The sequence below is a fragment of the Arthrobacter cavernae genome (assembly GCF_017368795.1).
GTDB classification, from domain to species: Bacteria; Actinomycetota; Actinomycetes; order Actinomycetales; family Micrococcaceae; genus Arthrobacter; species Arthrobacter cavernae.
On sequence record NZ_JAFNLL010000092.1, the window covers coordinates 1 to 2,444 of the forward strand.

The 2,444-nt window shown below is 65.6% G+C and carries 2 protein-coding genes and 1 pseudogene; 2 read left to right on the forward strand and 1 reads right to left on the reverse strand.

All coding sequences use genetic code 11. The features are described 5' to 3' along the window. Both J1902_RS18875 and J1902_RS18885 read left to right on the forward strand, forming a co-directional pair. Window positions 1-1,122: pseudogene (locus J1902_RS18875) on the forward strand (AAA family ATPase); the annotation flags it as partial. A gap of 521 nt (window positions 1,123-1,643) precedes the next feature. After that, window positions 1,644-1,847, forward strand: coding sequence for a hypothetical protein (locus J1902_RS18885; RefSeq protein ID WP_207617908.1), 204 nt, complete (start codon window positions 1,644-1,646; stop codon window positions 1,845-1,847). A 392-nt stretch (window positions 1,848-2,239) separates the two neighbouring features. Here the strand turns inward: J1902_RS18885 and J1902_RS18890 are convergent. Beyond that, the coding region (locus tag J1902_RS18890) for a hypothetical protein (protein ID WP_207617909.1) at window positions 2,240-2,444 on the reverse strand (205 nt) is incomplete at its 5' end.

A 2,444-nucleotide genomic window follows, 5' to 3' on the forward strand; every position in this document is an offset into this window, starting at 1 on the left:
TGCGCAGAGAGAAGGAGCTCCGATGGAAGTCGGGCACTCTGCAGGACATTTCCGAGGTTGACGAGGAACTGATCGCCGAGGTACTGGCGAATTCCACCGGCATCCCGGTCTTCAAGCTGACCGAGGAAGAGTCCAGTCGCCTCCTGAGGATGGAAGACGAGCTGCACCGGCGCGTGGTGGGCCAGGATGAGGCGATTAGGTCGGTTTCGCGGGCTATCCGCCGTACCCGTGCCGGTCTGAAGGACCCGAAGCGTCCCGGTGGCTCGTTCATTTTCGCCGGCCCCACCGGTGTGGGTAAGACGGAGCTCGCCAAGGCCCTCGCCGAGTTCCTCTTCGCCGATGAAGACGCACTCATCTCCCTGGACATGTCCGAGTACTCGGAAAAGCACACGGTTTCGCGGTTGTTCGGCGCCCCTCCCGGATACGTCGGTTACGACGAGGGTGGCCAGCTGACCGAGAAGGTCCGGCGTCGTCCGTTTTCCGTGGTTCTGTTCGACGAAGTGGAAAAGGCCCATGCGGATCTCTTCAACTCGCTGCTGCAGATCCTGGAAGACGGCCGCCTGACCGACTCCCAGGGCCGGGTGGTGGACTTCAAGAACACCGTGATCATCATGACCACCAACCTGGGTACCCGCGACATCTCCAAGAGCGTCGCGACGGGGCTTCCAGTCCGGCACGGACACCCAGACCGGCTACAACCGGATGCGTGCCCGGGTCACGGAAGAGCTCAAGCAGCACTTCCGCCCCGAGTTCCTGAACCGTGTTGACGACGTCATCGTCTTCCCACAGCTGACGCAGGACGAGATCATCGAGATCGTGGACCTGATGATCGGCCGCCTGGAGCAGCGCCTGGCGTACAAGGACATGGGAATCGAGCTCACCACGGCCGCCAAGGTGCTCCTGGCCACCCGCGGCTACGACCCCGCGATGGGTGCCCGGCCGCTGCGCCGCACCATCCAGCGCGAGATCGAGGACCAGCTCTCCGAGAAGATCCTGTTCGGCGAGCTGCACGCCGGCGACATCGTGATGGTGGACGTTGACGGCGCCGGCGACGAAGCGAAGTTCACCTTCGCAGGCAACGCGAAACCGCGCATCCCCGACGCACTGCCCGCCGCGACCTGAACAGCAATCACGTCCGACCACCGTTGAGGCGGACTGAAGTCCGGTGTCTCACCACACTGCCCTGCAGGCGAAGGATTCCATGACGCCTGAGGATCCAGCCGGGGCGCTGCTACGGCGTGGCCAACGCGGGGGTGCGGCCGGCCGGACCGCACCCCCCGCCTCCCGGCCCCGTGGATCAGTGCTTCCTGAAGGCGCCTTTGACTTTTTCGCCGGCCTGCTTCAGGCCGGCTTTGACGTGGTGGCCCTTGCCCTCAGCCTTCAGCCGGTCGTTGCCGGTGGCATCGCCTGCTGCTTCTTGCCCTTGCCGTGGAGTTTCTCGGCAGCGTTATGGATCTTCTCACCCAAACCCATGGTGGTTCTCCCTAGTTGGCCGCCCCGTCGACGTGAATGCCGCCACAGCAGTCCTCGAACATCTAACGGAATCCGGTGCGCAGGCTGTCAGGGGAAGCCGCAACCCTGCCGGTAACCGGCAGCTACGTCAGCTGGACTTTAACGATCCCGGAACGCTCGACTCCGCCGGCGTGCATACGCTGGTCCTCATCTCTGCCGGGACCGCCGAAGACGACGTCGTCATCAACCGGCACGAGAACGCCGTCATGCTGCTGTCCATCCACACCGCTGCAGCTCGCGGATTCCTCGACGGAACCGCCACCGACATCACATACATTCTGGGAAGGGAACTGGTGGATCCGCTGACTGTTGCAGCAGCAGCCGCGCACAGCTGACACGAATCGAGAAGGCGCCCGCTCAGGGTTCGGCTTACGCTACTAGGGAACCGTCAACCCAGGCTGCGATCCCGTATGGCCAACGCTCAACGGTCTTCAGCGCTGGCGGCAGCGCAGAGCCCAGCGTCTGCCGGACCGTCCGCGGGCCACACGCCGCACACCGTTTCGACGGTGGTGGGATACGACATGGCTGCCCTCAAATACTCTGCCAGCGCCTGGGCCGTGCCGATCTTGACGCCCAGGTGCAGCGCGCGGCGTGAAGTGCCCGCGACGTCGGCTGACGCGGTGATGGGGTCTTCGGGGAAATCTCTGCGGAGTCGGGCGAGGGGATTCAGTGCCGCGGAGTCGTCGCCGCTTTCCAGGGGGACCCCCGGTACGTTGCGGTTTGCGGTTCAGGCAACCTTCTGCGGGCAGGGCGCGGCAGGGGCCCGCCGGGGAGCCGGAAGGCCGGGCGGTCCGGTGGCGGCCGTCCGCTGCAGTCCGTCCGGGGAACGGCTGCCCGTGGACGGCCGGGCGTTCTGCCGGTCAGGGGCGTGGGGCCCTGCCGGTGATCCGCGGGCGGGGACGTCCGGGCACAGGTCCGTGATCAGACCCATT